The sequence below is a fragment of the Pseudoroseomonas cervicalis ATCC 49957 genome, assembly GCF_000164635.1.
GTDB classification, from domain to species: Bacteria; Pseudomonadota; Alphaproteobacteria; order Acetobacterales; family Acetobacteraceae; genus Pseudoroseomonas; species Pseudoroseomonas cervicalis.
The window spans coordinates 1-1,649 of sequence record NZ_GG770965.1 but is presented as its reverse complement, the minus strand read 5'-3'; the positions used below and the strand labels follow the sequence as shown (position 1 = coordinate 1,649).

The window sequence follows — 1,649 nt, the reverse complement described above, 5'->3', positions numbered from 1 at the left end:
GGCGCTGGCGCTGCGCGACAGCCCGGCCCCGGCGGCGGCGGTGCTGCCGCTGGCCGAGAACGCGATCGGTGCCGAAGCCTATCGCCCGGGCGATGTGCTGACGCTGCTCTCCGGCCGCAATGTGGAAGTGGTGGACACCGACGCGGAGGGGCGGCTGCTGCTGGCCGATGCGCTGCATTACGCGCGGCTGGCCTTCCGCCCGGCGGCGCTGGTGGATCTGGCGACGCTGACGGGGGCGGCGGTGACGGCGCTTGGCCACCACCGGGCGGCGCTGTTCGGCAACGACCCGCCGCTGCTGGCGGCGGTGGCGGCGGCCGGGGCGGCGGTGGGGGAGGAGGTCTGGCCGTTGCCGGTGACGGAAGCGCACCGCGCCGACCTGGCCAGCGATATCGCCGATCTGCGGCAATGCGCCAGCGGGCGCGGCCAGCCGGATGCCTGCCATGCCGCCGCTTTTCTGCAAGCGGCGCTGGAGGAGGCGCCGCCGCCCGCGCCGGCCGTGCCCTGGGCGCATCTGGACATGGCGGGGCAGGCGCTGCGGCCGGAGGGGGAGGGCCGCCCCGGCGCCACCGGCTTCGGCGTGCGGCTGCTGGAGCAGCTGGTGGCCAGCCGCTTCGAGGACCCGCACCGGCTGTGAGGCCGGCGGGCGTGAGCGGGTGACGCCCTTCCGGCCGGCGGGTCATCTCTGGTATCGCCATGCCTGGCGGCGCCGCGCCCGGTGCGCGCGCCTTGGGGCTTGTTGATGAGCGAGATCGGCTTCTACCACCTGACGCGCACGCCGCTGGAGGCCGCCCTGCCGAAGCTGCTGGGGCGGGTGCTGTCCTTGGGCGGGCGGGCGGTGGTGAAGCTCGGCGACGCGGCGCGGCTGGCCAGCCTGGATGCCTCGCTCTGGCTGTGCCAGGACCCGGACTGGCTGCCGCATGGCTCCGCCGCCAGCGGCCAGGCCGAGTTGCAGCCGATCTGGCTGACGCTGCAGGACGAGGCGCCGAATGGCGCGCGCTACCTGTTCCTGGCGGACGGGGCGGAGAGCGCGCAGCTGGGCGATTTCGAGCGGGTGTTCGACCTGTTCGACGGCCAGGACGAGGCGGCGGTGGCCGCCGCCCGCCGCCGCTGGGCCGCCGCCAAGGCGGCGGGCCATGTGCTGACCTACTGGCAGCAGGGCGGCCGCGGCTGGGAGAAGAAGTTCTCCACCGCCGGGGGCTGAGGCGCGGCGCCTCACACCGCCTGGCGGGCCGGCGGCTCGGGGATCTCGATCGGGGTGTCGCGCGGCGCCTCGGGCAGCGGCTCGATGGCGGAGACGCTGGCGGCGCCGAGGCGGATGCGGCATTGCAGCCCCTCCTCCGACCACAGGAAGGTGGCGCCGCCGCCCAGCTGGTGCCGCGCCAGGGTGTGGATCAGGCGGAAGCCGAAGCCGTGCCGCGCCGGCTCGCCCGGGATGGGCGGGCCGCCGCTCTCGCGCCAGTCCAGCGTCAGCCCGCCCTGCGGCGCGGCGGCCCAGCGCAGCTCCACCACGCCGCCGCTGCGCGACAGGGCGCCGTGCTTGGCGGCGTTGGTGGACAGCTCGTGCAGGATCATCTCGATGGGCTGCACGCTGCCCGGGGCCAGCTTCACCGGCGGGCCCTGCCAGGCCAGGCGCGGCCCGGCCTCGGCCG

2 protein-coding genes and 1 pseudogene are annotated in these 1,649 nt (G+C 76.4%); 2 read left to right on the top strand and 1 reads right to left on the bottom strand.

The features are described from left to right. On the top strand, positions 1 to 634 hold a 634-nt coding region (locus tag HMPREF0731_RS20820), incomplete at its 5' end, for a M17 family metallopeptidase (protein ID WP_007006210.1). A gap of 105 nt (positions 635 to 739) precedes the next feature. Then, a complete protein-coding gene (locus HMPREF0731_RS20815) occupies positions 740 to 1,201 on the top strand; it encodes a DNA polymerase III subunit chi (protein WP_007006209.1) in 462 nt (153 codons plus the stop codon). An 11-nt stretch (positions 1,202 to 1,212) separates the two neighbouring features. Here HMPREF0731_RS20815 and HMPREF0731_RS20810 read toward each other — a convergent pair. Next, positions 1,213 to 1,649 (bottom strand): annotated as a pseudogene (locus tag HMPREF0731_RS20810) (hypothetical protein); the annotation flags it as partial.